We start from the raw sequence: 2,389 nt of genomic DNA, 5'->3' as shown, positions 1-2,389 counted from the left end.
GCACCGTCGTCTGGGGCCCTAGAGTGGGTGCGGATCCCGAGAGGGAGTGCGGGTCTATGGCATGCCGGGGCGATGTTCGCCAACAATGGCTGGACGACACAATGTGCCCGAACGAGATCGCGTCGTTCGGCTTCGATCGGCGCAGGATGAGCCGTGGGTCGGGCCGGCTTCGGTGGGCGTTGTCTGGTAGGCGATTGCCGCACTGTTTCTCGGGATGCGCACCGCCTCTTGGGCACTAGAGGGAGTGCGGTTCCTGAGAGGGGGTGCGGGTCTGTGGTGTGCTGGAGCGACGGGTCGCGCCGGGGTCGGTGGGCGTTGCCTGGTAGGCGACTGCCGCACTGTCTTTCCGGATGCGCACCGCCTCTTGGGCACTAGAGGGAGTGCGGTTCCTGAGAGGGGGTGCGGGACTTTGGCGTGCTGGAGCGACGGTTTGCGCCGGGGTTCGGCGGGCGTTGTCTGGTAGGTGACTGCCGCACTGTTTTTCGGGATGCGCACTGTCTCTGGGGCCCTAGAGGGAGTGCGGGTCCTGAGAGGGAGTGCGGGATCTGTGGTGGGATCCTGAGAAGGAGTGCGGATCTGTGGCATGCCGGGAGGGGTGCGGATCTGGGGGTGGGCTAGGCGAGGGGGGTTAGTTCCAGTCCTCCTTCGATCGTGTTGTGTACCCGGCGGCGGTTGGGGGAGCCGAGGGCGGTGGTGAGGTCGGTGCCGTCGTGTTCGGCGAGGAGGTCGCCGCTGTCCCAGACCAACAGGGTTGCGCTGACGGTGTTTTCGGCGGCGGCGTGGGCGAGGTCGTAGTGGGCGCAGCCGGGGACGTGGGGGTAGGTGATCCACAGGTCGTAGCCGGTCATGAACAGGTCGAGGTCGAATTGCACGCTGAGGCCGAGCAATTCGCTGCGACCGTTGTCGTCGACGCCGGCGAACGCCTCGTCCAGCGCGAGCAGGCGCGGCGCCTGCGGGTCGGCGGAGTCGAGCATGACGTGCGCGGCGGCGAACAGCGGCAGGTGCAGCGAGACCGACTGCTCGCCGCCCGACAGTGCGCTGTGCCTGGCCACGGTGAGCTTGTCCTCGCTGCCGTCGGCGGAGATGAGGGTGAACGAGAACACCCGCCAAGTGCGGTAGTCCAGGGTGGCCGCCAGGATCTCCGGGTAGGAGCGCTCGGGGTGGGCGGCGCGCGCGGCGCGGATCTCGGACGCGAAATGGGCTCGGATGGCGGCGAGTTCGTCCGCGCCGAGGGCCGAGGCGTCGCGGTCGAGCAGTTTGCACATGGCCCGCGCCGGATCGGAGAGGGTGTCGGCGAGCACCCAGTGCACACCGATGGTGTTGCCGGAGGACATCCGGCGCTGTTTCATCTCCGCGCCCATCCTGGCGATGAGATCGCGTGCGTCGCTGGTGCGTTCGTGGATCTGCTGGGCCAGCCCGGTGAGCAGCGCGTCCTCCAGGATGCGGCGCTCGGCGTCGGTGAGCAGCAGCTCCTGATCGCGGCGCGCGCCGTCGATGCGGGCCGCGAAGTCGGCGAGCGCCGACATGCCGTCGTCGTCTTGTACCTGCACGACGGTCAGCCCGTCGGCGGCGTCCCACTGCAACCGGTAGTCGCGCCCCGAACTGGACAGCGCGGCGTCGAACTCCTGCAGCGCCGCGGTGACCGCGCTGCGGGTCGACTTGCGCGTCGCCTCGGTGGCCCGCACAGAAGATGTTGCGGCGGTCAAACTCTCGAACAACTCGGCGACTTCGTCCGGCAGCACCTGTGGTTCGGCTGACGGCCCAGCCTGAGAGATGCGGTACAGCAACTGTTCCGGCGTCGACCAGGCGGCGTCACTGCTGGGCCAGCGTCCCTCCGCCGAAGCGCCGAGCAACCGCAGCAGGTCCGGACGGGCATAGGGTGCAAGGGCTTTCACGTCGGCGAGCACCTCGGTCAGTGCGGTGCCGAGCGACTCGTGCGCGGTCCGGAAGGCGGCCTCGGCGTCGCCGATCGCCTCGATGGCCTCGTTGGCCGCCTTGCGCGCCGCCTTCTGCTCGGCCTTGGTCGCCTCGATCTTCGCGCGGGCCCGCTCGAGTTCCTGATCGATGTCGGCGGCGCCCGCACCTAATGCCTCTCGCAATGTTTCGAGCTTGCGCAGCTGCTCCTGATAGCCGGCCTTGGCGGCCTCGGCCTCTTCGGCGAAGGCCTCGGCCAGATCCTTGGCCTCGTCGTGGCGGTCGGTGCCCTCGCGTTCGCGTTCGCGTTCCCGCTCGTGCTCGGTGCGCAGCCGCAGCAGGCCGGTGCCGGTGTTCTCGAAGTGCCGGATGGCGGCGGCGAGCGCGTCGAGCTCGCGCGGGTCGCGCGGCGTCCGGTGCTTCGCCGCGGCGGCGCGCAGCTTCTTCTCGACCGCGGTGGCCTCGGCCACCGCCT

Annotated in this window: 1 protein-coding gene; it reads right to left on the bottom strand. The window is 69.4% G+C overall.

Going from position 1 to position 2,389, the window contains the following annotated elements; all coding sequences use genetic code 11:
* Positions 1-614: 614 nt before the first annotated feature.
* The coding region (locus ON39_RS18440; RefSeq protein ID WP_040735773.1) for an SbcC/MukB-like Walker B domain-containing protein at positions 615-2,389 on the bottom strand (1,775 nt) is incomplete at its 5' end.

Origin of the sequence: Nocardia tenerifensis NBRC 101015, assembly GCF_000308715.1 — a bacterium.
GTDB classification, from domain to species: Bacteria; Actinomycetota; Actinomycetes; order Mycobacteriales; family Mycobacteriaceae; genus Nocardia; species Nocardia tenerifensis.
The sequence above is the reverse complement of the archived record's forward strand: the minus strand, read 5'-3'. Positions and strand labels throughout refer to the sequence as shown.